This is a genomic window from Sporacetigenium sp. TC11 (genome assembly GCF_058146105.1).
Map to the genome: position 1 here is coordinate 175,729 of NZ_JBYVNY010000004.1, position 25,953 is coordinate 201,681.

26 protein-coding genes are annotated in these 25,953 nt (G+C 27.9%); 3 read left to right on the forward strand and 23 right to left on the reverse strand.

Going from position 1 to position 25,953, the window contains the following annotated elements:
• Nucleotide 1: 1 nt before the first annotated feature.
• The 7 genes from ACUSRV_RS08640 to queG form a co-directional block, all read right to left on the reverse strand.
• Nucleotides 2-1,144, reverse strand: a complete 1,143-nt coding sequence (locus tag ACUSRV_RS08640; RefSeq protein ID WP_490141538.1) for a DUF362 domain-containing protein — start codon at nucleotides 1,142-1,144, stop codon at nucleotides 2-4.
• Nucleotides 1,145-1,153: 9 nt separating this feature from the next.
• Nucleotides 1,154-1,975 (reverse strand): Cof-type HAD-IIB family hydrolase, encoded by an 822-nt coding sequence (locus ACUSRV_RS08645; RefSeq protein ID WP_490141539.1) that lies wholly within the window; start codon nucleotides 1,973-1,975, stop codon nucleotides 1,154-1,156.
• A gap of 116 nt (nucleotides 1,976-2,091) precedes the next feature.
• Nucleotides 2,092-3,405 (reverse strand): VanW family protein, encoded by a 1,314-nt coding sequence (locus tag ACUSRV_RS08650; protein ID WP_490141540.1) that lies wholly within the window; start codon nucleotides 3,403-3,405, stop codon nucleotides 2,092-2,094.
• A complete protein-coding gene (nth, locus tag ACUSRV_RS08655; protein ID WP_490141541.1) occupies nucleotides 3,402-4,037 on the reverse strand; it encodes an endonuclease III in 636 nt (211 codons plus the stop codon). The genes ACUSRV_RS08650 and nth overlap by 4 nt, the downstream gene beginning before the upstream one ends.
• Nucleotides 4,038-4,048: 11 nt before the next feature.
• A complete protein-coding gene (locus ACUSRV_RS08660) occupies nucleotides 4,049-4,330 on the reverse strand; it encodes a DUF503 domain-containing protein (RefSeq protein WP_490141542.1) in 282 nt (93 codons plus the stop codon).
• 121 nt (nucleotides 4,331-4,451) lie between these two features.
• A complete protein-coding gene (locus ACUSRV_RS08665; RefSeq protein WP_490141543.1) occupies nucleotides 4,452-6,674 on the reverse strand; it encodes a Lon protease family protein in 2,223 nt (740 codons plus the stop codon).
• A 125-nt stretch (nucleotides 6,675-6,799) separates the two neighbouring features.
• Entirely contained in the window at nucleotides 6,800-7,705 is a 906-nt protein-coding gene (gene queG, locus ACUSRV_RS08670) for a tRNA epoxyqueuosine(34) reductase QueG (protein ID WP_490141544.1), read from the reverse strand.
• Between the two features lie 64 nt (nucleotides 7,706-7,769).
• Between queG and ACUSRV_RS08675 the strand changes: the two genes are divergently transcribed.
• Nucleotides 7,770-8,177 carry a RusA family crossover junction endodeoxyribonuclease gene (locus ACUSRV_RS08675; RefSeq protein WP_490141545.1) on the forward strand — a complete coding sequence of 136 codons (408 nt, stop codon included), beginning with the start codon at nucleotides 7,770-7,772 and terminating at the stop codon, nucleotides 8,175-8,177.
• Nucleotides 8,178-8,247: 70 nt separating this feature from the next.
• Here the strand turns inward: ACUSRV_RS08675 and ACUSRV_RS08680 are convergent, their stop codons facing one another.
• The 10 genes from ACUSRV_RS08680 to ACUSRV_RS08725 form a co-directional block, all read right to left on the reverse strand.
• The gene (locus tag ACUSRV_RS08680) at nucleotides 8,248-9,240 is read right to left on the reverse strand and encodes an aldo/keto reductase (RefSeq protein WP_490141546.1); all 993 of its coding nucleotides are present in this window, start codon (nucleotides 9,238-9,240) and stop codon (nucleotides 8,248-8,250) included.
• Between the two features lie 50 nt (nucleotides 9,241-9,290).
• Nucleotides 9,291-10,124 carry a deoxyribonuclease IV gene (locus tag ACUSRV_RS08685; protein ID WP_490141547.1) on the reverse strand — a complete coding sequence of 278 codons (834 nt, stop codon included), beginning with the start codon at nucleotides 10,122-10,124 and terminating at the stop codon, nucleotides 9,291-9,293.
• Nucleotides 10,125-10,215: 91 nt separating this feature from the next.
• Nucleotides 10,216-10,767 carry an ArsR/SmtB family transcription factor gene (locus ACUSRV_RS08690; RefSeq protein ID WP_490141548.1) on the reverse strand — a complete coding sequence of 184 codons (552 nt, stop codon included), beginning with the start codon at nucleotides 10,765-10,767 and terminating at the stop codon, nucleotides 10,216-10,218.
• An 81-nt stretch (nucleotides 10,768-10,848) separates the two neighbouring features.
• Complete coding sequence (gene glsA / locus ACUSRV_RS08695) at nucleotides 10,849-11,766, reverse strand: glutaminase A (RefSeq protein ID WP_490141549.1); 918 nt, start codon at nucleotides 11,764-11,766, stop codon at nucleotides 10,849-10,851.
• 116 nt (nucleotides 11,767-11,882) lie between these two features.
• Nucleotides 11,883-13,538, reverse strand: coding sequence for a uridine kinase family protein (locus tag ACUSRV_RS08700; protein WP_490141550.1), 1,656 nt, complete (start codon nucleotides 13,536-13,538; stop codon nucleotides 11,883-11,885).
• A 99-nt stretch (nucleotides 13,539-13,637) separates the two neighbouring features.
• Nucleotides 13,638-14,402, reverse strand: coding sequence for a sugar phosphate isomerase/epimerase family protein (locus ACUSRV_RS08705; protein ID WP_490141551.1), 765 nt, complete (start codon nucleotides 14,400-14,402; stop codon nucleotides 13,638-13,640).
• A gap of 11 nt (nucleotides 14,403-14,413) precedes the next feature.
• Nucleotides 14,414-14,947 carry a signal peptidase I gene (gene lepB, locus ACUSRV_RS08710; RefSeq protein ID WP_490141552.1) on the reverse strand — a complete coding sequence of 178 codons (534 nt, stop codon included), beginning with the start codon at nucleotides 14,945-14,947 and terminating at the stop codon, nucleotides 14,414-14,416.
• Nucleotides 14,940-15,767, reverse strand: coding sequence for a hypothetical protein (locus tag ACUSRV_RS08715; protein ID WP_490141553.1), 828 nt, complete (start codon nucleotides 15,765-15,767; stop codon nucleotides 14,940-14,942). Before ACUSRV_RS08715 ends, lepB begins: the two co-directional genes overlap by 8 nt.
• Nucleotides 15,768-15,910: 143 nt before the next feature.
• Nucleotides 15,911-16,669: an inositol monophosphatase family protein gene (locus tag ACUSRV_RS08720; RefSeq protein ID WP_490141554.1), complete on the reverse strand. Its 759-nt coding sequence runs from the start codon at nucleotides 16,667-16,669 to the stop codon at nucleotides 15,911-15,913.
• Between the two features lie 12 nt (nucleotides 16,670-16,681).
• Nucleotides 16,682-17,401: a PrsW family intramembrane metalloprotease gene (locus tag ACUSRV_RS08725; protein WP_490141555.1), complete on the reverse strand. Its 720-nt coding sequence runs from the start codon at nucleotides 17,399-17,401 to the stop codon at nucleotides 16,682-16,684.
• A 123-nt stretch (nucleotides 17,402-17,524) separates the two neighbouring features.
• Here ACUSRV_RS08725 and sleC point away from each other — a divergent pair, with 123 nt between their 5' ends.
• Both sleC and ACUSRV_RS08735 read left to right on the forward strand, forming a co-directional pair.
• The gene (sleC, locus tag ACUSRV_RS08730) at nucleotides 17,525-18,796 is read left to right on the forward strand and encodes a spore cortex-lytic germination protein SleC (protein WP_490141556.1); all 1,272 of its coding nucleotides are present in this window, start codon (nucleotides 17,525-17,527) and stop codon (nucleotides 18,794-18,796) included.
• A 94-nt stretch (nucleotides 18,797-18,890) separates the two neighbouring features.
• Nucleotides 18,891-19,322: a DUF3783 domain-containing protein gene (locus ACUSRV_RS08735; protein ID WP_490141557.1), complete on the forward strand. Its 432-nt coding sequence runs from the start codon at nucleotides 18,891-18,893 to the stop codon at nucleotides 19,320-19,322.
• 50 nt (nucleotides 19,323-19,372) lie between these two features.
• Here the strand turns inward: ACUSRV_RS08735 and ACUSRV_RS08740 are convergent, their stop codons facing one another.
• The 6 genes from ACUSRV_RS08740 to ACUSRV_RS08765 form a co-directional block, all read right to left on the reverse strand.
• Complete coding sequence (locus ACUSRV_RS08740) at nucleotides 19,373-20,749, reverse strand: DUF3298 and DUF4163 domain-containing protein (protein WP_490141558.1); 1,377 nt, start codon at nucleotides 20,747-20,749, stop codon at nucleotides 19,373-19,375.
• A 62-nt stretch (nucleotides 20,750-20,811) separates the two neighbouring features.
• Nucleotides 20,812-21,537, reverse strand: a complete 726-nt coding sequence (locus ACUSRV_RS08745) for a DUF3298 and DUF4163 domain-containing protein (RefSeq protein WP_490141559.1) — start codon at nucleotides 21,535-21,537, stop codon at nucleotides 20,812-20,814.
• Between the two features lie 100 nt (nucleotides 21,538-21,637).
• The gene (locus ACUSRV_RS08750) at nucleotides 21,638-22,828 is read right to left on the reverse strand and encodes an MFS transporter (RefSeq protein WP_490141560.1); all 1,191 of its coding nucleotides are present in this window, start codon (nucleotides 22,826-22,828) and stop codon (nucleotides 21,638-21,640) included.
• A gap of 164 nt (nucleotides 22,829-22,992) precedes the next feature.
• Nucleotides 22,993-23,754 (reverse strand): type I 3-dehydroquinate dehydratase, encoded by a 762-nt coding sequence (gene aroD / locus ACUSRV_RS08755; protein WP_490141561.1) that lies wholly within the window; start codon nucleotides 23,752-23,754, stop codon nucleotides 22,993-22,995.
• Nucleotides 23,755-23,782: 28 nt separating this feature from the next.
• Nucleotides 23,783-25,039 (reverse strand): MFS transporter, encoded by a 1,257-nt coding sequence (locus tag ACUSRV_RS08760; protein ID WP_490141562.1) that lies wholly within the window; start codon nucleotides 25,037-25,039, stop codon nucleotides 23,783-23,785.
• 28 nt (nucleotides 25,040-25,067) lie between these two features.
• Entirely contained in the window at nucleotides 25,068-25,940 is an 873-nt protein-coding gene (locus ACUSRV_RS08765) for a shikimate dehydrogenase (RefSeq protein ID WP_490141563.1), read from the reverse strand.
• Nucleotides 25,941-25,953 lie beyond the last annotated feature (13 nt).

Genomic DNA, 25,953 nt, shown 5'->3' on the forward strand with positions numbered 1-25,953 from the left:
CTTATTTTATGTATCTAAATACAAAAGGTCTTTTTATATCAATTGCTTTTTTAGGACAAAGTTCATGACAACAATAACATCTTATGCACGAATTTAAATTTATATCGGGTCCTTTATCATTCATATCTATAGTTTTGGCAGGACAAACTCTTGCACATTCTCCACATTTAACACAATCCTTATATCTTATGGCAGGTTTTGGAGTAAAAAATAGTGTCACATATTGTTCAAGTATTTTAGGAATTTTACCTTTAAAAAAGTTTATATTTCTATTTTTAGGAATTTTATAATCTTTTATTATTTTATCTTCGAGTTTCTCACCAACTATAATTATATCAGAGAAATCTTCTTTTAAAAGTTTTCTTTCTAAACTTCTTTGTACGGTAGGAACAGTTCTTGGATCCAAATTTATTATTTTACATCCAACTACATCTAAAGCATATGGATTAGACGAACCTATAAGCAACCCTACTTTTCTAGGTATTCCAGCTGACGGCCCTTCGCCTTCCATACCTATTATTCCATCCATTATTGTTAATGTAGGTTTTACATATTCGCATATATCTACCAATGCATCAGTAAAATCCTTTAGATCTGGCATTTTAAAGTGATATTCAGCCTTTGCCATTCCAGGTATTACTCCAAATAAGTTTTTGACTCCGCCAGTGTAGGTAGCCATGACATGTGTTTTAAGTTTACAAAGAGATATAACATGATCTACATCTTCTACAGGTTTTATTACAGTTAGGTATTTTAGTATTTTACCTTCTTTATTTTCAACCTTTGCTTCAGATATATCGTAATTTAACTTAATATTTAATTCGTTTGCTATTTCCTCAATTCCACAAGCTTTATATATTCCATTTAGAATCCTTTCTGTATAAGGCCCTCCAGGACTATCTCCTACTATAACTTCACAATCCAACTTTAAAAGTTCTTCTGCTAACGCTTTTAAAACTAATGGATGTGTAGTCGTAGCTTCTTCAGGTCTTTTTTTCATTAAAAGATTCAATTTTATTAAAACTTTACTTCCTCTTTTTATGTATTTTTCAAGGCCTCCTATATCTTCAATCATTTTATTAAATGAAGTTTTAATATCTTCATATATATAATCACTACATTCTCTTATGGAAACTGTCTTCATTTTATCCCCCTATATATTTAATAATTTATTCAAAGCCCTTGCTACTCCGCTTTCTGTATTTTTATCAGTAATATAGTTTGCCTTTTCTTTTACTAAATTCTCTGCATTTCCCATAGCTACACCCATACCAGCATATTCTATCATACCCAAATCATTATAGTTATCACCAAAAGTTATTATTTCTTCTCTCTTTATTCCTAAAAATTCTGCAAGTCTTTTAACTGCATGTCCTTTGTTTACACCTTTATTCATTATTTCTATATTAGTGTGCCAAGAGCTGCATATTTCTATATTATCAATATGTTTTAGTTCCTCTTTTATTTCTTGCAATAAAGCCATATTTTCATCTTCTATAATTATAACCTTTAATATATCTTTGTCTTTTATAACTTCTTTTATATTGTTATCTATAATTATATTTATTTTCATATCTTCTGACGCAGATTGATTAAACTTATAATATCTTAAAGAAGAGTGAGTTAATTCCTTACAAAACAATGAATCAGCAGTATAAAACTGATAAAACAAATCATACTTATCCAATATATCTATTATTTTTGTGCAAGTATTATATTCTATCTTATCTTCATATATAACATGTCCTGTATGTTCTTCTTTTATAATTGCTCCATTACAAGCTATTATTGGAGTATCTATTCCGAGAAGTTTTGCATAATTTCTAGCTGATGTATATATTCTTCCAGTAGCTATAGCTACTTTTATACCTTTATCTATGGCCTTTTTTAAAGCTTCTTTATTTTCTTCACTTATTTCGTGATGATCGCTAAGTAAAGTTCCATCCATATCTGTAACTATTAATTTATAATCCATATAATACCACCTCATGTTTTCTATACATTTAAATTTCTATTTTAATATAAAATCAAATAAAAAACAATTAATCTCCTATCCTCAAATTTAGAAATAGGAGATTAATTTCTTTAATTTTATTTACCTTTTAGTATTATTTTATCTTTAGGTGGATAATAACTTTCTCCAATAAGCTCTTTTTTAGTTATTTTTCCATTTTCATTATAAATTCTATAAGTGTTTATTCTATATCCTAATCTTCCCTTTTCTTTTATTACTTCTTCTCCTTTAGGAATATTTTCATCAGTTTCAAATACTACTTTGTTAGGTATAGTTTTGGTAATATCCGTAATTATTCTAATATCCATTTTATCATTTAAATTTCCATATATAGTGGATATAACTTTATTTTTTTCTACTATATTTTCTACATACACTGGATGAGTATAATTATTTTTAAACTTTAAATCTATCCTGCCATATACTAAAGTAGCATCTCTTCCTTTTTCAATATAAGCACTAGGTATTGAATGATTTCTAACTTGTGTTATTTGTAATCCTGAATATAATACAGAATTATATAGTGTAGATGATACTTGACAAACTCCACCTGCTATACCATCCTCTAATTCTCCATTTATTATAATGGGAGCTTCCTTAAATCCTTGTTTTTTGCCTCTTTTTCCTGTCAAATTATTAAATGAAAATTCTTCTCCAGGATTTAAAAGTATTCCATTTACCTTGTATGTTCCTAATTTTATATTATAAGATCTACCTTCTACTTTATTATTAAATTTAGTTTCAAATCTGCCTAAAACTGTATTTATTTGAGATAGATAATTGCTAGTTATATTCGGCTTTATTGTATCTACAGGAATTATTATATCTTCATAACTTCTAGAATTTAAGTTATTGACTATTACTTTTTCTAAATCATTTGATTTTATCTCTGTTCCATCAATATGTGGGGTTATATTTATAGCTCCATTTCTAGTTTTTAGTTTTGCATTTACTGAATCTTTATTTATATTTTGTTTTAAATTATCTATATAATTCTTTAATTTATCTTCATCATATTTACTAGTTAAATTTATTACTTCCTTTGACTTTCTATTTAAATCCCAAATCTTCTTTATATTAGCTACATAACTATTATCTCTACCTATGTTATATGCTTTTTCTATATTTTTTTGTATTTCATAGTTATAATTTATATCTTTTGAGTTAAATGTAAATGCCTTATTTTCATATATCAAATTTATTTGTCTATTTTCATTATAATTATCTAATTTTTGTAAAGCCTCATCTTTAGTTAGTCCGCCAACATTTATATTTTCTATATATACATTTTTATATATTTTATCAGTACTGTTATAGCCATAACTATATATATTAAAACTGGATAATAGTATACCAATTGTAAAAACTACTATAATTATTGACTTTTTCATGAAGATCCAGCTCCTTTTTTATAGTAATTGCAATATTCTTTTATAGGACATATACTACACTCTGGATTTCTAGCTTTACATATTTTTCTCCCATGAAATATAAATAAATGATGTGTCCTAGACCACCTGTTTTTAGGTATAGATTTCATAAGTTCAAATTCAGTTTTTTCAGGATTTGTTGTTTTTACAATACCTACTCTATTTGTAACTCTAAATACATGGGTATCTACAGCTATAGCATCTTGACCAAAAGCATTACTTAAAACCACATTAGCTGTTTTTCTTCCTACTCCAGCAAGTTTGGTAAGTTCCTCCATAGTATTAGGAACTTTTCCATTATATTTTTCTAATATAGCTTTAGCCGTGCTTATTATTTTTTGTGATTTACTTTTATATAAGCCACAACTTCTTATCATATTTTCTAATTCTTCTATATCTATATTCGCAAAATCTTTAGGTGTATTGTATTTTTTAAAAAGCTCATTTGTAATCTTATTTACCCTAACATCTGTGCATTGAGCTGATAAAATTGTAGCTATTAATAGTTCAAATGGTGTTTTATAGTTTAATTCGCACTCTGCGTTTGGATAAGTTTCTTCTAATATATCTAGTATATTATTTATATTTTTCATAAGTTTTCCCCCTATAAAGTTTCTCTTACAACATCTATTATTTCAATCCTACTATCATTGTCTATAAAATCTATTATTTTATCTATAGTTTCATTAACTAATTTAGAAGAATTAGACAAAGTACATAATCCTATTATACTTTTTTGCCATTTATCATGCTCTCCTATCTCACAAATAGATATATTAAACCTATTTTTAAGTCTTTCTATTATACTTTTTATAACATGCCTTTTTTCTTTTAGAGAATTTGCATTATATATGATTAGTTCAATTTCGCAGCTTCCTATTATCATATTTATCCTCCAAACGCTTTTGTAAAACATTTTATATTTATAGTATTTAACATAGCCATATAATTTATTTACTTCAAAAAAAGAAAAAATAGCTCATAAGAGCTATTTTTACAAATTTTAATTAAGATTTAGTCATTTCATGGTATTTAACTAATTTTTCTATAACTAATTCCTTTATTTCATTAAATGATTTTCCAGTTAATATTTCTACAGCTTCTTCTATTCTATCTATTGGATATATGTGGAATTTACCACTATCTATAGCTTCTTGAACTTCATCTATTAATACTAAGTTTTGTAAGTTATTTTTTGGAAGTATTACTCCTTGATCTCCAGTTAATCCATTTCGCTTACAAATAGAATAAAATCCTTCTATTTTTTCTGTTACTCCACCGACTACTTGAATATCTCCTTTTTGATTTATAGACCCTGTAGCTGCTATATTTTGTTTTATAGGAACTCCACTTAACGATGAAAGTAGGGCATATAATTCTGCACCTGATGCGCTATCTCCATCTACACCTCCATAATTTTGTTCAAAGCATATATGAGAAGTTAAAGATATAGGGCATTTTTCAGAGAAATTTTCTGATATATATCCTTCAAGTATTAATACTCCTTTGCTGTGTATAGGACCACTCATATCAACTTCTCTTTCAATATTTATTATGCCTGAACTACCAGGACTTGTAGTAACACTTATTACTGATGGTCTACCAAATGAATATTCTCCCATATTTAAAACTGATAATCCGTTTATAACTCCTACCCTTTCACCTTGAGTTGATAATAATATAAACCCTTTTTTAAATGACTCATCTATTCTCTTTTCCCATTTATTAAGTCTATTCCATCTTTCATATATAGCTTCTTTTACATCTTCTTTATCTACAAATTCTCCTTTTCTAATACTTGCAAATGCATTAGCTTCTACTATTATTTCAACTATTTTATTGAATTTTGTAGATAGTTTATTATTATCCCCTAATATTCTAGAACTATATTTTAATAGAGATTCAACAGCATCATATGTGAAGTGTTTTAAATTGTTTTTATTACAATATGACGCTACGAACATTGCTACTCCTAACTTATTATCATCAGTTTTATTCATATCGCTTTCAAAATCTACAAGTATTTTAAAATACTTATTAAATTCACTATCATATCTATAAAGAGAATTATATAGATAGCCATTTCCAATTAGTATAACCTTCATGTCAATAGGTATAGCTTCAGGCTTTACTCCAGTTAGTGTATCTATTGTTATTTTTTTTGATTGAATAGTTCTTTTTAACATATCCCAAGATATAGGATATCTTAAAATTTGATCTGCATATAAAACTAAATACCCTCCATTAGCTTTGTGTACTGCTCCTGGTATTATCTTAGTAAAATCTGTTTTTAGAGATCCATTATATGTGTCATACTCTACCTTGCCAAATAAGTTACTTGGGCTAGGATTTATTTCTACTATTACTGGTGCCGAAGAGCTACTTCTATCTGCTCCATTATCTACAAATAAATTTACTTTATATCTTGTGAAATGGTTTTTATCATATTTATCTTTTAAGTCTTCTTCATCCATATAAAATAAGTATATATACTCTAATACATCATCTCTTAAATAATTTATATATTCCTTAACTCTTGGATCTTCTCCATATTTATTCATCATAGTTTCTATGTGAGGGTCTACTATATACGTCCCTATTTGCTCTTCTAAATCTAATATGGCTTCTTTAGCTTCTTCTTCTAAATCTTTTACTTTATATACTAATTGTATAGATATGTTTTCTAATTCTCTCTTTACTTTATAAAACTCTTCACTTGTAGTATCTATGTCTTCATCTATTGGAGTAAACACCATACCTATTTTACTATTTTTAAGTTTAAACCCTTTTTCTTCTCCATACTTTTTAATTTGCTGAATTAAAGATTCTTTTTCTATTTCATATTCATCTATTATCTGATTTTTTCCTATTTCAAATTCTTCACTTTCAAATGCTGCTCTCAGTTCATCTAACAATGTTTCAATTAATTTTTCCATATCTTTTGTAAATACTTTACCCATACCTTTTTCAAAAGATAAGGCTATAGGTTCTCTTGGACTTTCAAAATTATGCACATAACACCAATCTTTATGATCTTGTTTATCTTCTGCATATTGGTTTAATACACCTAAAGCATAAGTAGTTTTGCCAGTTCCTGATTCTCCAGCTAAGTATATATTATAAGCAGGGTCTTCTATTTTTAAGCCAAATTCCATAGCCTTTGTAGCTTCCTTTTGACCTAATATACCTTCTAATGAAGTTAATTCAGCAGTAGTATTATATTTTTTCATAATATCCCCTCCTTTTTATGATTTATACATACTATGTATGAGGGCATGTCAATGTTAGTAAAAATTTTAAAAATTCACTTTGTTCATGTTATAGGTAGGAAATTTAAAAAAGTCTTCTAATTATATTAATCAGAAGACTTTTTTATAAAATCCATATTTCTAATTATTATTTTTTTCCCTCTCCAGCTAAAAGATCTATCTCCATATTTTCTTTTAAATTCTTTATTTGATATATCCTTTAATTCATTGTAATCTAAATTATATATCAAATTTTCTTTAAACTCGGTTATGTTAGTAATTTTTTTATTCTTATTATGAGGACATACATCTTGACATATATCACATCCAAATACTTTTTCATTATTCTTTAATATATTTATTTCTTCTTCTAGTAAATCTTCTTTTTTTTGAGTTAAAAAGGATATACACCTTTTGGGATTTATTTCAAAATTTCCTAATATTGCGTTTCCTGGGCACATCTTCACACATTTACCGCATTTTATACAAGTTTCATCTAATGGTTTATCATATTCATAGAAATTATGATTACTTATTATATATCCTATGAAAATATAAGATCCGTACTCATCATTTATTATATTATTATTCACTCCAAAATAACCTATTCCAGATAAATAAGCGAGATATCTATCTACCAAAGGACCTGTATCTGTATAGTACATATACTCAAATCCATCTACCTTATTTTCTACAAACTTACATATACTTTCTAGTTTATCTTTTACTACTACATGATAATCCTTTCCATATGTATATTTAGATATATTAGATCTTTCCATGTCTAACGAATAATATGGAAATAAACATACAATAATTGAATTTGCATTGTCCATAGTAATCCTTGGATCTACCCTTTTTTCTATATTTTCTTCTTCAAAACCTGTATAGTATCCATTTCTAATTCTTTCTTTTAAAATCTCCCTTAGTTCATCAAATGGTTCTGCTTTTATTACTCCAACATAATCTATACCTATAGATTTACAATAATCTTTTATTTTATACTTGTCCATAATTTGCCCTTTCTTTAATTTATTTTTAGGTCTATAATATTTAAGGTACAAGGATGGTGATAGTATGGTTAAGATAATAGTACCTGGAAGACCTATTAGTAAGTCAAATTTTAAGCTACACAATATTCATGGTCAATCGTGGATGCCTATGAAAGGTAAACATTCAAAATATATAGCTTATGAAAATATGATAGCCGGGTATATAAATCAGCAATATCAAGGGCCACAAATTGAAGAAAATCTTATAACTATCTTGAAGTTATATTTTCCAAACAAGAAAATGGGGGATTTACATAATTATCCTAAAAGTATATGCGATGGCATAGAAAAAAGCGGAATAATTGTAAATGATAAACAACTAAAACCTGTTTTATTATTTGACTATATAGATAAAGATAACCCTAGAGTTGAAATAGAACTTTACCCAATTTCTAAATACAGTGTTAATTACCAAATTGTTGAAAATAAATAAAAATTCGCGTTGCTCAAGCTTATCAGTTGAACATAATAAAAACAGGGGTATCCCCCTGTTTTTATTATGTTTATTTATCTAAAACTTTAGACACGTCTTTTAACATTTCTCTTATAGGAAGTTGGTATGGACATTTAGTTTCACAGAATCCACATTCTTCACAGTCCTTAGCCTTTTTATCTAATCCTGAATATCTTTCATTAGCCCAATCATGTAGATTATATCTAGTGTAATATCCTTCTATTAAGAAGTTCATAGGTATGTTTATACCTACAGGGCAAGGCATACAATATTCACATCTCCTACAAAATCTATTTCCCAAAGAATCCCTTATTTCATCTATTTTTCTTAGATCTTCATCATTTAAATTTAAATCTTCAAGAACTGATACATTATCCAAAACCTGTTCTACGCTATCCATGCCAGGTATAGCTACATTTATATAATCTTTAGATAAAATATATTTAATAGCTAGTTTCCCATCTCTTATAGCTCCACCAGCTAAAGGCTTCATTACTATTATACCTATATTTTTTTCATGGGCTTTTTTAAAAGTTTCATCAGCCTGATTCTCCACTATATTATATGGAAATTGTATCGTCTCAAATTTATCACTTTCTATTGCTTTTTCTATAACGTCTAAACTATGGCTAGTTATACCTATATGCTTTATTTTTCCGGATTCCTTAGCTTCTAATAAAGCTCTATATGCTCCTTCAAATATATTATCCCACTCTTCTAATTTCAAATTATGTATTTGATATAAATCTATATAATCTCTTTTTAAATTATTTAAGCTAATTTCTATATCAGATTTCATACCATCATATGTTCTGGTCATACTTTTAGTCGCTATTATCCAATTATTTTTATCATTTTTTATTGCATTTCCTATATATTCTTCACTTATAGTATAACCTCTGGCTGTATCTATAAAATTTATATTATTTTTTCTTAATTCATCTATTACCTCATTAGTATCTTCTTGAGATATTCTTTGAATAGGTATACCGCCAAACCCAACTCTACTTATTTTTAAATTTGTATTACCTAAATTTTTCATAAATTCTCCCCCTGTTATTTATTTACAATATAATTATACAATAAAATATATTATTTACAAACTATCTCCCTTAACATCTTAATTTCTTTAGCATGTCCAGCATCATCATAAGGAGTTTCTAGATAAAAGGGTAGATGATTTAGTTTAGGATGGGTCATAAGTCCAATTAACGCATCAAAACCTATTTGACCTTCACCTATTCCAGCATGTCTATCTTTATTATTTCCAAAAGGCATCATACTATCATTAAAATGAATAGCTTTTAATCTATCTAATCCTATTATATTATTAAATTCATCTAATACACCATCTAAGTTGTTTACTATATCGTATCCTGCTGAAAAAATATGGCATGTATCAAAACATATTCCTATTCTATCTTTATGTTCTACTTTATCTATTATTTTGCCTAGTTGTTCAAATTCAAATCCTATTTCAGTTCCTTTTCCAGCCATGGTTTCTAGTAGTATAGTTGTTTTTTCATTTCCTGTTATAGCTTCATTAAGAGCAAAGGCTATTCTTTCTATTCCAAAATCTATTCCTCCTCCCACATGGCTACCTGGATGAAAACACATATATTCTACACCTATTGAGTCCATTCTCTGTATATCTTCTTTAAATACTCTTCTTGCAAATTCATAAACTTCATCCTTTGCTCCACCTAGATTCATTGTGTATGGAGCGTGTGCAAGTAATGGTCCAAAGTTTTCTTCTTTTCTTATTTGTTGAAACTTTTCTATGTCTTTTTCGTTAAATTCTTTGACACTTCCACCTCTTGGGTTCCTAGTAAAAAATTGAAATGTATTTGCTCCTATATCTACAGCGGTTTGAGCAGCCTTTGAGAATCCTTTAGATATTGATATATGCGGGCCTATAACTAACATAATAATTACCTCCTTGAAAAAATGGGACCTTACTCAAAGTATTATATATTAATTATACCCAAAAAAATAAGTATCAACAGTTTGTCGATACCTAATCTTTTGGTAATACCAGCATTGATATGTCATATTTACACTCATATTCCCCGTTAAAATCATATCTATTCTTTATTACCTCTGCTATTTTTTCATTTATAGCTCCCATAATTTCATTAGCTTCTTTTTGAGTTAAACTTATATTATTAAAGTGATTTATATTATTCTGGTCTACAACGTTATTCTCTATTGCATTATAAAAATCATAACTTATTTTTTCAAACAAAGATATGTATTCTTGATTTTTATTTATATCTTCTTCTAATTCAAAACTCAGTATATTCTTTCCAATTACTATTCGCTTTGCTGTTGGTAAATAATATTTTTCAATTATGCCTGACTTTATTTTTTGGCTTACTAAGTCTAATATCCCTGCCTTATGCAAAGTCTTAATATGATAATTAATTTTGGCATGAGGCTCTTTTAATATTTCTGATAGTTGTTTTGCCGATAGCGGTTCCTTATCAAATGACTCTAATATATCGATCCTATAAGGATGCGATATTGCCTTTATCCCCTCTAATTCCCTTAATACCAAGACATCTTTCATGTCCCCACCCCTAATAAAAAATTATATACATTAATCTTATTATATAACAAATTAAAGGTAATTGTCAAAAAATTCTATATTTTAGAAAATATTTAGTTTTAACTCCTTTGATAGATCTTGCAATACTTTAGTTCCAGCTATACTATTTCCCTTTTTATCAAGGGCTGGTCCAAATACCCCTATACCCATTTTTGTTGGAACTGATGCCATTATTCCACCGCCTACCCCTGACTTTGCAGGTACCCCAACTTCTATAGCAAATTCTCCTGATGCATCATACATACCACAGGTAACCATAAATGTTTTTATTATTCTAGAAGTTTCTTCATCTATAATTCTTTCTCCCGTTGTTATATCAACTCCATTAGAAGCTAAATTTACAGCTATTCTAGCCAAATCTACAACGTCTATCTCTATAGAGCACTGCTTAAAGTACAAATCCAATATTGCTTCTACATCCCCTTCTATTATTCCATCGTTCTTCAGAAAGTATGCCATAGCCCTATTTCTATCTCCAGTTAGTTTCTCAGATTTGTACACATCATAATTTATCCTTAAGTTAGTATTTTTAGATAACTTTCTAAAGAAACTCATCATCCTTTGTTCTTTTTCTTCTATACTTTTTCCTTTAATAAGAGATGTTGCAACTATAGCTCCAGCATTTATCATTGGGTTAGATGGCTTTTTAGTATAATTTGTCTCTAGTTTTGTTATAGAATTAAAAGGATCTCCGCTAGGCTCCATTCCTACCTTCGAAAAAACATATTCTTTGTCATTGTCCATTATAGCTAATGCTAACACTATAGGTTTTGATATGCTTTGAATAGTAAATTTTTTATCACAATTTCCTGATATATATACATTATTATTCATATCTATTATACAAGCCCCAAGATCTTCTCTATTAGCATTTTTGAGTTCCGGTATGTAAGTTGCAACTTGTCCGTAATTTGTATATTTTTTATTTCTATTTATTATATCCTTTAATATAACTTCCATAATTATTACCTCCTGAAACTAAATTCTATTTAGTAATTATATACCAAATAAAATATAAAAGTCCTGATATTTTGTCAATATCCAGGACTTTATATTTATTAATATATTCTATATCATCAATGTACTATCCTACTTCCACCTATAAATTCTCTTATTATAGATGTTGGTGGTATGTCGTGCTCATCTTCTAAGCTTACAAAGTACTGTAGAAACTTTAATAACCTATTTGCTTCTCTATATTCCCTAGAATCTACTTCTATTTCTTTCAAGATAGGTTCTGCATATTTTTTAAGAACAGATAATTCATATAATGAGGCTGAATTAAACATAATATCTGCTTCTTCTTGAAAAGGAAATATATTTTTTTCTTCTCCTCGCCTTACAGATGGCCATTGGACTATAGTCCTTTGAGCACTATACCCTCTGAAATTATAATCTCTAACTATTCTTCTAAGTAACCTTAGATCTGTAGTTGGTATTCTATTGTGATCATCTAAATTAATTTGTGTTAATACACTTATATATATTTTGAACTTATTTTCATCAGGTATTGACTGAGTAAGAAGTGGATTTAAACCATGTATCCCTTCTAATATTATAGGTTGTTTTTCATTTACCTTTAGCTTTCTCCCATTATATTCTCTATTTCCTGTTTTAAAGTTAAATGTAGGCAACTCAACCTCTTCACCATTTAATAATTTTTCCAAATCCGCATTAAATAAATCTATATCTATTGCATATATAGATTCAAAGTCGTAGTTTCCTTCATCATCCTTAGGTGTAGATTCTCTATCTACAAAATAGTCATCTAGCGATATTGGTATAGGATGTAGGTTATTAACCTTTAGTTGGACCGATAATCTATGGGCAAAACTAGTTTTTCCAGATGATGATGGAGCAGCTATTAATATTATCCTTTTATTTTCATCGCTAGCTATAATGTCAGCTATTTGAGATATCTTTTTTTCATGTAGAGCTTCTACTGTTCTTATTAACTCTGGATAGTTTTCTTTTAATATGACTTCATTTAGTGCCGTAACTTTGTCTATGTTCATTAGCTTAGACCAGTTTTCGGCTTCTCTGTATACACTTGCAAGCTTTGGTTGAGGTTCAAAGTCTCTAACCTTCGTTGGGTTATATTTTTGAGGTCCCATTATAACTACACCAGGTCTATAATATTGAAGTCTAAATACATTTAGGTATCCTGTAGAAGGAACCATATAACCATAGAAATAACTTTTTAACCAACCACACTCATATATTTTAACACTATCATCTTGCTTATATTTCATAAGTTCAGATTTTGCACATCTTCCAAAATTATTAAATATATCTATAGCTTCTTCTTTGGACACTATTTCCCTTTTTATAGGTTCGTTATTGTATATTATTTCTCTCATTCTATTTTCTATTTTATCTATATCTTCTTCATTTATATCTCTTTCATATTTTATTTCACAATATAATCCATGTGATAATGAATGTTCTATAGTTACATTACATCCTTTTAATATTTCTTCGCAAGCTCTTATAAATACAAAGGACAACCCCCTAAAATAAACTCTCATTCCATCTTCACTAGATGTATCTATAAACTCTATATTACAATCTTTATCTATAGTTTCATTTAATTCCCTTAGTTTATTGTCTACAACCCCTAATGTAATAATGCCCTTATACTCATCCTTGCAAGTTTTACTTATATCCTCTAGTGTAATTCCTTTAGGATATTCTATTACCTTATTATTTATATTAACTTTTATGTTTTCCATTATAACACCCCTTAAATTATATCCTATTGTATTAATTTATATGAAAAAAAAAGAGGTATATACCTCTTTTATATTCTTACCATATTAAATTATTTCTAATTATAATCTTATCATATTTTTTATTAAGTCTCTGCTCTCGCTTACATATTTGTCCTTAACTTCTAATACAATATACTTAATTCCTTTTATATTAATTATATTAGATACCTCATCTATATCTAATATCCCATAGTTTAATCCTATATGTAAATCATTTAAACCATCATTATCACTTAAGTGTATTAGTTTTATTTTATTATATAGATTTCTTGTATATATATCTTTATCTATAAGGTTGTGACCAGTATCATAACAAAAACCTAATTTATCTATATTATTTAACCTATTAAATATATACTCAAAATCATACGAGCAATTGCCTACATTACTAAAATCTCCAACTTTTGAGTATGTATTTTCTATATATATATCTACTTCTTCAGATTTTGAACATATTTTTTTAAAAAAGTCTACAGAATTTTTTAGATATTTAGGTCTATTAGATAAAAGTCTATTAGTCATAACATATCCTAAATGTACGTTAAAATATTTAACGTTTAGTTTGTTGGCATAGTCAAGATTATTATATACAAAATCTACCCATGCATTTCTTATATACTCTATATTTTCACATGTATTTAATTCCATTGGCAAATGTATACCTATGCTTATATCATGTTTTTTTATTTCATTTATATAATCATATAAAATTTCATATTCATCTAAGTTGTCTATACCTAATTCTATATGGTTAAGTCCTTCATTTTTACACATGTATATTTTATCTTTTAGTTCAAAGCTTAAAGAAGATATTCCTAATCTCAATTAAATCACCTTTATTCTACTGATCCTATTTTATTAAATGGATATAATCTCAATACAACCTTGCCCATTATATCATCTATAGAAATTAACCCTACTAGAGGGTCTCTACTATCCATACTATTTTCTCTGTTGTCTCCCATAACAAATATATCTCCATCGGGGATCACTATATCTATATCTCCTGCAGTGTATACTTCTTTGCTTATATAAGATTCTGCTTGAAGTTTATCATTTATATATACTGCATCGTCTTTTATAACAACATGATCTCCTTCAGTAGCTATAACTCTTTTAACTAAATCTTTGCCCTTTCCATTTTCTTGAATTAAATGAGACTTGAATACTATTATATCCCCTCTATTAGGGATATCATTGTTGTAAGCCATTCTACTAATAATTAAATAGTCATTTTCTTCTAAAGTTGGATACATAGAATATCCTCTTACTAATGTAGGTCTTATAAATGTTGTTATTATAAATGCTATTACAAGAGCTACTGCTATTGTTTTTATCCATTCTAGAATTTCTTTACCTACTTTACTCATCAACTACTTCATCTCCTTCATACCTTAAATATTTACCGATAAGCTCTATTATAATATCATTTATTACATCATATTTGTTAGTTTTTATTTCTAAATCTAAAAGTTCACAAATTTTTATAAAGTCCTGTACTACTTCCATAGGCTCTCCGTATATTTGCTCTATATCTTCTTTACTAACTCCTCTAAATCCATGTCCAACAGGACACTCATTTCTAAGATGTATTAACTTTTCAAGCTTATCAGTGTTAAGCATTTCAAGAACCTTTTCCATTCTTTTTGTTTTTCTAACATGCTTATTAACATAATTCGTAACACCATGGATTAAATTACCATTGTATATATTATACTTCTTTTTTAGAGTATTGAGTATACTTCTCTTTGATACCATATTTCCATGCATAGATATTCTGTCTTTTTTATTATCATGTTGACTCTTAACAAATATATATTTAAACAAAGCTTCCTTTAATCTATATAATCTACCTAAAAAATCTATATATTCTTCATTTATTATTTGAATCTTTATGTTTTGTATTATCTCTGAAAGTATAGCTTCTGGCTCTCCATCTATTAATTTTGCTAAATTATTTTTTAGGGCTTTGATTTCTTTTCTATTTAAAACTGGATTACTCAACTTATCTATTTTTTTTATAGCTGTTTTAAAATCAAAATTAACAGCATATTTACATGAACTTATAAAATTATATAAATCTCCATTATCTATACCTACTTCTGATAATATTTCTAATACTCCATCGTAATTATACCTTTTTAAAAATTTAGCTATTACGAATTCTTGTTTTTTATTTATACTGCCCATATAATCCTCCCAAATTTTTAATCAATAGTTAGTCTTATTATTTTAATTATTTACTTATTTGTATATATTACTACATGTAAATTTTATTAGTTTAAAAAAATAAGTGCTGTTAACCAGCACTACTCTAAAGATTTTTATATATTTTACAATTTGGTTAATTTATTTATTATATCATTGTGTAAGTTAGCATTAGAGTAGATATTATTATTTCCTAAGTAAGTTATTTTTCCACCACATTCTCTCAATAATAATTCCCCTGCTAATACATCCCAAGGACTACAAAATGCATAAAATAATGCATCTGTTTTTCCACTTGCTAAAAAACATAAATCTACACTTGCAGCTCCAAAACATCTAGTTCTCATTGTGTTTTCAGAAAGCCTATTTATTATATTTAACATCTCTATATTATCTTGTTTCTTCATCTCATCATCTTTCCCTATATTAAAGTCTCCTATTGATATTAAAGCTTTCTGTAAATCTGATGTATTAGAGACATTTATTTTTATATCATTTAAATAAGCTCCTTTGCTTTTTTCACAATAATAAAGTTCATTTAACATAGGTAAATATATAACTCCAAGTATAGTCTCATCGTTATGTAATAGTGATAATATTATTCCAAATAATGGTATTCCCTTAGCATAATTTATAGTTCCGTCTAAAGGATCTAGTATCCATTTGTACTCTGAATTTTTATCTATAAGACCTTTTTCCTCAGATAATATGCTATGACTTGGAAATCTCCTTTCTATTTCTTTAATTACTATCTCCTCGCATTTGTAATCAACTTCAGTTACTAAATCTTTATATCCTTTTATATCTACTCTTATATTTTTCATGAAATTTTCTTTAAGATATTTCCCTCCTAGTAAAGCGATTTCTTTTGCATTGTTAATCATATAAACTCCCCCTTATTTCAAGTCCTTTCTACGGTACTTTCTAATATATTGATATTTAGAATCCCTAGTATATTCATCCAATTTATCTAAATTTATCTTCCATAAGTATAACACATAAATTATAAATACTATCATAGCCCAGCTTAAGTTACTCATAAGTATAAAGTCAAATAAACCATGTAACAAAATAGGAACATAAAGGGATTTACTTAAGTAGCTCTTACGCCTTACACTATCGTCATTACAATATTTATATAAAGATAGATAATATCCCATGGTAACTCCAAACAACATATGAGCAGGTACAGATATTAAAGCCCTATTAATTCCAATTTGAAAAGCTTCTATGCTCGTATTTAAAAATACATATAATATATTTTCTATAGTGGCAAATCCAAGAGCTGAAAAAACACAATATACTATACCGTCTAGCTTTTCGTTAAAATATTTACTAGAAAAAGCAGATTTTAATACTACTAATCTTTTAAAATACTCCTCTGTAAATCCAGCAATTATAAATGATATATAAGCAACTGATAATAATCCATTAAATATATTAAAATATGTTAATATGTTTTCTACTATTAAGGTTGGGATAGTACATAAACAACCAAATATAAATACCTTAAATAAAAGATAAAGAGGTTCTTTATCATACTTATCTTTTAAATATATCCATAATCCAAATGCTATTCCTGGTGCTATTGATAGTAATAATAATTCTAATTTCATTTTTATCTTCCTCTCTAGATAATATCTAATTATATTATTCCCAAATTACTTAACAATTTGTACACCATTTTCATAATATATAATAGTTAGTTAAAAACATATTAAGAAAGGATGTTGTAAAATATGCCAGATGGACTATTAACCGTATTTGTAGTTGATAGCAGCACCAATAGACCCATTCAAGATGCAACAGTTAACGTATATACTATACCAAGTGAATCATCGGCCTCCACTACAGCTTATCAGAATTTAAAAACTGATATATCAGGTCAGGTCATTGGATTAAATTTACCTGCACCAGATGTAGAGTATTCGCTTACTCCTGGTTCAACTGTAAGACCATATAGTGAATATGTAGTAGAAGTTATAAAAGATGGCTATGAAACTATTGTTATAAATGGAACACAAATATTTGCTACAGTTGAAGCAAGGCAACCTATTGAATTAGTACCAAAACAAAGAAGTCCACTACTTTATTCTCGTCAAAATGAAATAGTATTTACTATAGGAGATATTACGTTATGGGGAAATTATCCACCTAAAATACCTGAAGATGATTTAAAACCGCTTCCTCCCCCAACAGGATTTGTTGTTTTAGATAATCCTGTAGTTCCTGAGTTTATAGTTGTACATGATGGTCTACCTGAGGATAAGTCCGCTCAAAACTACTGGATAACATACAAAGATTATATAAAAAATGTAGCCTCATCTGAAATATACTCTACTTGGCCAACACAAACTATATATGCAAATGTCCTAGCAATAGTATCATTTACTTTAAATAGGGTATTTACAGAATGGTACAGAAATCAAGGATATAACTATACTATAACTTCAACTACAGCATATGATCATAAATTTATCAATAAAAGAAATATATTTAATACAATAAGTGTAGCCGTTGATGAAATATTTAATACCTTTATAAAAAGACCTCCAACTGCTAGACAGCCTCTCTTAGCACAATATTGTGATGGTGAAAAATCTCAGTGTCCAGGTCAAATGACGCAATGGGGAAGTAAAGAATTAGGGGCACAAGGTAAAACTTATGAACAAATTATTAAAAATTTTTATGGAAATGACCTAGTATTTGCACAGGCTCCTATAGTTACCGGTGTGCCAGTTTCTTACCCTGGCCAATCTCTTCAATCTGGATCCACTGGTAGCGATGTACGAACTATACAAAACCAACTAAATGCTATATCTAATGGCTACCCTGCGCTACCAAAAGTTAGAGAAAGTGGAACCTTTGATGCTGCAACCGAAGCATCTGTAAAAGAATTTCAACGCATATTTGGATTGCCTCAATCAGGAGTAGTTGATTTTAAAACATGGTATGAAATATCACGTGTTTATACAGCAGTTACAAAAATAGCAGAATTAAGATATAGATAAATTAAATGGGGTATTATTCAATTGGTGGAATAATATCCTATTTTTGTTTAATATATTTATATGTTGGATATTAATATTATGAGGAGATGATAAAATGAGTTTTCAAAAAATAGATACAGAAAATAATAAGAGAAATTACGATATTCATAAGATACTTATATATGGATATAGTCAAGAAGATAGAAAAATTTTAGGTGATTTTTTACAAAGATCAAATGAAGATGATTATATGATAGTAGAAAAATTTTTATTAGATAATACAGTTGAAGATCTCTTAGGTATTGAATGGACTAAAAAAACTATAGATTATGAGTCTAACAGTACTTATCCTGATGTTAAATTTATGTTGCTTTGTGGATTTTCTCAAAAAGAAATTCATGACTTTTTAGATAAATTTAAACAATATAAAATACAAAGACCTCTTATGGCTACATTAACTCCAACAAATAAAAATTGGCAATTAAAAGACTTAATAAAAGATGTTTATAAAGAACATATGATAATGAGTAAAAAACTCAAAAAATAAAATTCCCGTTGCTCAAGTTTATCAGTTGAATATTATAAAAGTATAAAGAGTTACTTTAATAGTAACTCTTTATACTTTTCATTTAATACGTCTTTCAACTCTTTTAGTGGTATCTCAAATTTAGGTATCCCAGCAGCATAAGGTGCTATTTCATATAATTCAAAATATATAACTAAATTGTTATCCTGAAGGTAAAACTGCTGATTATCCTTTATCCCTTTAAAATCATATATAGGAGTACTTTCTCCATATTCTTTTATTTTTTCGTCTATTTGTTTATTTATTTTTTCGTTTATTATACTTTTATAGTCTATATTTTTCTTAAACAAGTCTTTTAACTCTATTAATTTCCCATCTGATAAATCTATATTATAGGTAATATCATTATTGTATCCGTGAGCTCCTCCACTGTACTGATAGTAAATTGTATATATGCTAATTATATTGTTTTCGTTTTCTTTTACATCAAAAGTTACATTTGCTATAAAAGGATTTATTCCTACTCCTTTGGCATCACTGTAATATTGAGAAGCTTCTTGTTTTACTTTTTCATAAAAGCCCAAAACTTCTTTTCTTAACATCTTATTAATATTGTTTTGTATAGTCTTATTATTAATATTTATTATAGGTATATTTAATATACTATTTATATAAGGCTCTTCTCTTATTATGTTTTCATAATCTATACTTGCACTTATAGGATTCGTTTTTACTTTAGTTATTTTATTTTTAAATATACTATATGGTATTTTAAATTCATAATCTAACTTTTCGTAACTATCCTTATAAGGATTGAAATATACTCCAATTCCATCATCTAATAAATAGTATCCCGTTTCCGAATTTATCATTATTTTGTTTATACTATAAGGTAGATTATTTTTATTTATATAATCAACTATATAATCCCTTATGGTGTTTTTATAATCTGGATTATCTTTTAATAACTCTCCAATTGATATAATTTGACCTGTATTTAAATCAAATACATAGCTATCTTTTATAAAGTAATAATTATCTTTATTTAAAAATATTTTTTTGGTTATTACTATGTTTAATATGTTTTTATCTTCAAATGGTATATAGTAATTTATTTCCACATTCTTTTTATATTTTTCGTTAAGAATCTTTGAGTTTTGAATTTCAGTATTAATAAATTCATTAAATTCTCTATCTATAAGAAGATTTATATTCTGTTGTATATTGGTATCTTTATAATGTATTATAGGCATTTTTCCAGTTATATTTATACTATCTTCTTTCTTTTTTATACTTTGTTCTTTTATTTTTATTGATTTTAGACCTTGTTCCAAAAATGCCTGGGGTATTTGTTTTTTATCTACATTATAATTAAAATCATTTATATACAATATAGTAAACATTAAGATACTTACACACATGACAGATCCGAATTTCCATGTTTTCATTTATCAACCCTCCTAAATATTATTGTTATACAAGTATTCTTAGGAGTTTTTGTAAATTTATTTTAGTTTATTATATATTCATCCTTGAAATTTTCTCCAAATGAACTTACAGGAATTTCAAACCTAGGGTTACCTACACCATTTTGAGCTATTTCCCCAGGTCTAAAATATATAATTAATTTATTTTCCTTTAAGTAATATATTTGATTACTATCTATAGCTTCAAAATTTTTATACAAATTGCTTTCTTTCTTTTTATTAATCGTCTTTTTTATTTCATCACTTATTACTTTTTCATAATTATAATTATTTACAAATAAATCTTTTAAATCTAGTACTTTTCCAGTTCTTAAATCTATATTATAAGCTATGTCATTATGATATTGTATAGAATTATCATCGTATTTATTGTACATAGTATATACACTTAGTATATTTTTATTATTTCTCATTACTTCATAATCTATATCCACTACATAATTATTGTAATCCTCATTATTATTTTTTGCATCTTCATAAAATTTTATAGCTTGAGTTTCAAATATTTCACTTATGTATTTAGATTTGTCATCATTTTTTTCATATTTTATAACGGGTATATTCATATTGGCAACTACATTATTTTCTTTTTCATTTACTGTTTTTTTATTTATAACTACATTTTCTACGTTGTCATATTTTTGTATAGCTTGTGTTTTAAAGTTTTGATTACCATTATCACCTAATACTCCTACACCTAATACTCCACCTACCATTACAGTCATAATTGCATATATAAATTTATTCATATAAATTATTATCCTCCTTATATTTATTGACTGTAATATTTTTACACTTAAACTTACATTATATGCAAAAAAGATTGTTGATTTTAATCAACAATCTTTTTTAGTAGTTCACTCTATCGTATCTTAGTTTTGCAAAACTAGCAGCTATAATCCCAATTATATATATAATTATTAGAAAATAAAAAGCATTTAAAACTCCGTAATATCTTACAATTAAACCCATAAATCCTGGAATAACTGCAGCTGCTAACCCACTTGCTGTAGAAACTAAAGCCATTGTTGCTCCTTTATTTTTCCAGAAAAGCTCACCCATTGTTGTTTGAGCCATTTGCAATACTCCTGCTGTTGATACTCCTATTAGAAAAAATCCTATTGTTGCAACTGTTGGTATTCTTACAAATAATATTAATAGTAATGCAAATAACCCTATTGTGGGATAAACTAATGTAACTAATACAGGTTTTATTGTTTTTTGTAAAAGTTTCGCTAATATAAAAACAGAAAAAATAGCTCCTATACTATAATAGGATATAAATTTCAATGAACTTATTTGATCCATTCCTAATATTTGTTGTGCATAAGTAGGCGTCCATGTTTGGAATGCCATATATACAGCATTAGAAGTAAAGCCTATTATTATAAGTGCTATGCCTTCTTTCTTAAATATAGGTTCTTCCCTAAATTTTTTCTTATATAGTTCTGTATCGTTATTTTTATCGTTTATTTCTTTTATATCTGGAAATTTGCTATAGATTAAGAATAAACCATTTAATACCATTAAAATAGCTATTACAAAAAATGTATATCCATAAAACATATCTCTACCTATAAAAAACGCTATAATAAATGGCAGAATTGAAGCACCCATTGATACAAATGCCTTTATTATAACAGTTGCTGTTCCAGGGTTTTTGGGAAAACATTCAACTAAAGAAGGATAACTTGTAGCATCCATTATAGCATGAGCTACACCTGCAAATGCCGAAAATATCATAGCTAATTGATAATTTGGTGAAAACGGTATTCCGATTAAAAAAACTGACATTATAATTGGCGCTAAACATAAAAATTTCTTTCTTCCGAATTTATCTGATAATCTTCCTACAATATATATTGTTATTGAACGCACTAGACCTTCCATAGAAATTAGAAAACTTATCCCAGCTGCGTCTGTTTGAAGTTGCTTTGTTAAAAATGTCATATGAGATGCAAGTAAAATAATAATCATACCTAACATGCAATAACTTATATATATACCCAAAGCTGTTTTAAAATAAGCATTTTTAAACATGATTTTTCTCCCTTATCCTTTGTCCTTTTATTAACAATATATACTCTCATTATATATTTATAAAAGTAACACATCAAATATATTTTTTTATTAAATTCATAAAAATAATCTATGAATTTAATAAAAAAATCGCAAATAAACTTAGTCTATTTGCGGTATAAATTTTAAATATTATTGTGTAATAATTCAATAGTTTTGCGTAAATCAACTACAGAAATCTGCCCAGGAGCAGAAGCTTTTTTTGCCGCACCAAATGTTAGTGCAGATCCAAATAATTCACCTGCTAATCTACTTATAACCCCTTTACCTGCCATAGACATTGTTATAATAGGACGATTAGCATACTCTTCTTTCATTATTCTTGTTGCATCTAAAAGAGTAATAACATCCGCAGCACTATTAGGCATCACTGCAATTTTTGGAATATCTGCTCCTAAATCTTGCATTTTTCTTAAACGATATATAATATCGTCTTTAGATGGAGTCTTATCAAAGTCATGATTTGAAGCAACAACCTTTACTCCTACATCATGTGCACCTTCAATTATATCTTTTACAATTTCATCTCCTGTAAACGCTTCAACGTCTACCATATCAACCAATCCTGTAGATGCTACAGCTTTATTTAATTCTGCATATGCCTTAGGATTTATTTCTCTTTCTCCGCCTTCTTTTGAGGTACGGAAAGTAAATAATAATGGAGTATTGTTTAAAGCAGGAACTAAATCCTTCAAAACATCTTTAACTTTTTCTATATCTTCTACATCCTCAAACCAATCTACACGCCATTCTACAACATCCACATTTATATTTGCAAGGTTCAATGCTTCTTCTATTATTTCTTTTTTGTTTTTCGCTACAATAGGTACGCATATTTTTGGTATCCCATCTCCTATTACTACATTTTTTATTTTTACAATATTCATGTTGACCTCCTTAAATGATTGAAGAAATTTATTTCAATACTAGTTCAGCATTATTCTCTTTGTTCATAGCCTTAGAGTAGCTCATGTTAACATACAATGCAAGCACTACCCCAATAAATGTAATTCCTATGTTGAGTAACATAACATATTGAGGCCCATTTACACCATATGCTTTAGTAATAGCACTTGCTGATGATAAGACAGCATAATTTGCAATACTTGATGCCATCATAATTACGCTAGTAATTGTTCCTTTGATTGTAGGGAACATATCATTAATTGTAGCCACTGCCATTTGTAATACTCCTCCTGCTGCTGAATATCCAATTACAAAGCCACCAATAATAACAATAGTAGGAGTCTTAACAAAATAAACAATTGTCAACATAATCATAGCTATTAGAGGATAAACAAATAAGATTCTAACAGGCTTTACAGTTTTCTTTACTAATACTGCTGTAATAAGAACAGCAGTAATTGCACCCATAGAATAATAAGATTGAACTTTACTTGGATCACTTAGTCCTGCTAATTTAGCAAATTCCTGATTACAATTTAGCCATAGCTGGAAAGTTGCAGTACAAGTAAATCCAACTATAATCAGTGCAGCGCTTGTAGGTGTAAATTTTATTGATTTAAGTTTTTTAAGTAATGATTCTTCTTTTTCTCCCGTGCTGCTAACAGCCTCATTTTTAGGCATTGGCATAACTGCGACAAGAATACCTATTATGACAAACAATACAGGCATTACAAAGAACAATGTTTTATAAGACATATTATTTGCTGCTATATATCCAATCATCATAGGTAGTGTAAGTTGACCTATTGATATTGCTAACTTTGTTAGAATACTTGCAAGACCAGTAGATTCAACTAATATTTCCATACATGCAGGTATAACTCCGGTATCAATAAATGAGTTTGCGATTCCTCCCATTAATGCACATAAATAAGCGATATTCGCATTTGGAGAAAGGGCAATACCTACAAAGAAAATAATGTAAGATGAAATACCTATTAAAGCAGAAAATCTTCGTCCCATTTTATCTGAAAGTGGGCCAGAAAAAGGCAGAGCAATTAATCGTCCTAATCCCAATGCAGCTATGACCATTAAAACAGAACTCACATCGTAGGTCCCATCAGTTAATAATTTTGCACCCCATTGTTCTGCAAACTGCCCTTTATATTGTGCCAAAATAGAAACTCCGATACCATGAATAAAAAAGTTTAAATAGAGTACAAGTGCCGTTGGGTAGTATTTTTTGTAATTAATTTTATTCTCCATTTTTTATTCTCCCTCTCAATATAAGTTATTAATACTTAATGTCTAAAACTTCTTTGATATGTCCAATTGGCATAGGTTTTCCTGTCCACATTTCAAATGCAGCAGCTCCTTGGAACAACATCATTCCCAATCCATTCACTGTTTTACATCCAATCTCTTTTGCCATCTTAAGCATAGCCGTCTCTTTTGGAGAATAAACAACATCGCTTACAATTAAGTCAGAACGGAAAAAAGATTTATCAGGAATATAAGTTTGTCCCTCAAAAGGTTTCATTCCCATTCCAGTTGCATTGGTAAATAAATAACTACTTTCGATTTCTCTTTTTAATGAATCTAAATCTGCTAAATCATATAATGTAGCTCTACATTTTGTTTTTTCGTTAATATCTTTTACAGTTTTTTCTGCTCTTTCCCAGAATTCATCTTTTATATTGAATATAGATATCTCAGCTACACCATCTAATGCCGCTTGAATTTCAATAGCAGTTGCAGCACCCCCTGCTCCAACGATTGTCATTTTCTTTCCTATTACATCAATGTCTGCATCTTTTAATGCTGCCATATAACCCATCCCATCTGTTATATGTCCAGTTAAAACACCATTGTCATTTACAATTGTATTTACTGCTCCACATAGTTCAGCTGCAGGTGATAATTTATCTAAATACTTATGAACAACTGTCTTATTTGGCATGGATACATTGCTACCTCTAACCTTCATTGCTCTAAAACCTTTTATAGTATCTTCTAATGTACTATTGTCAACTTCAAATGCCAAATACGCATAATCTAATCCTAATTTCGCAAATGCTTCATTGTGCATTTTAGGTGAACTTGAATGTCTAATAGGGTATGCAATTAATCCAATAAGCTCTGTGTGTCCTGTAATACGTTCTGCCATAATAAATCTCTCC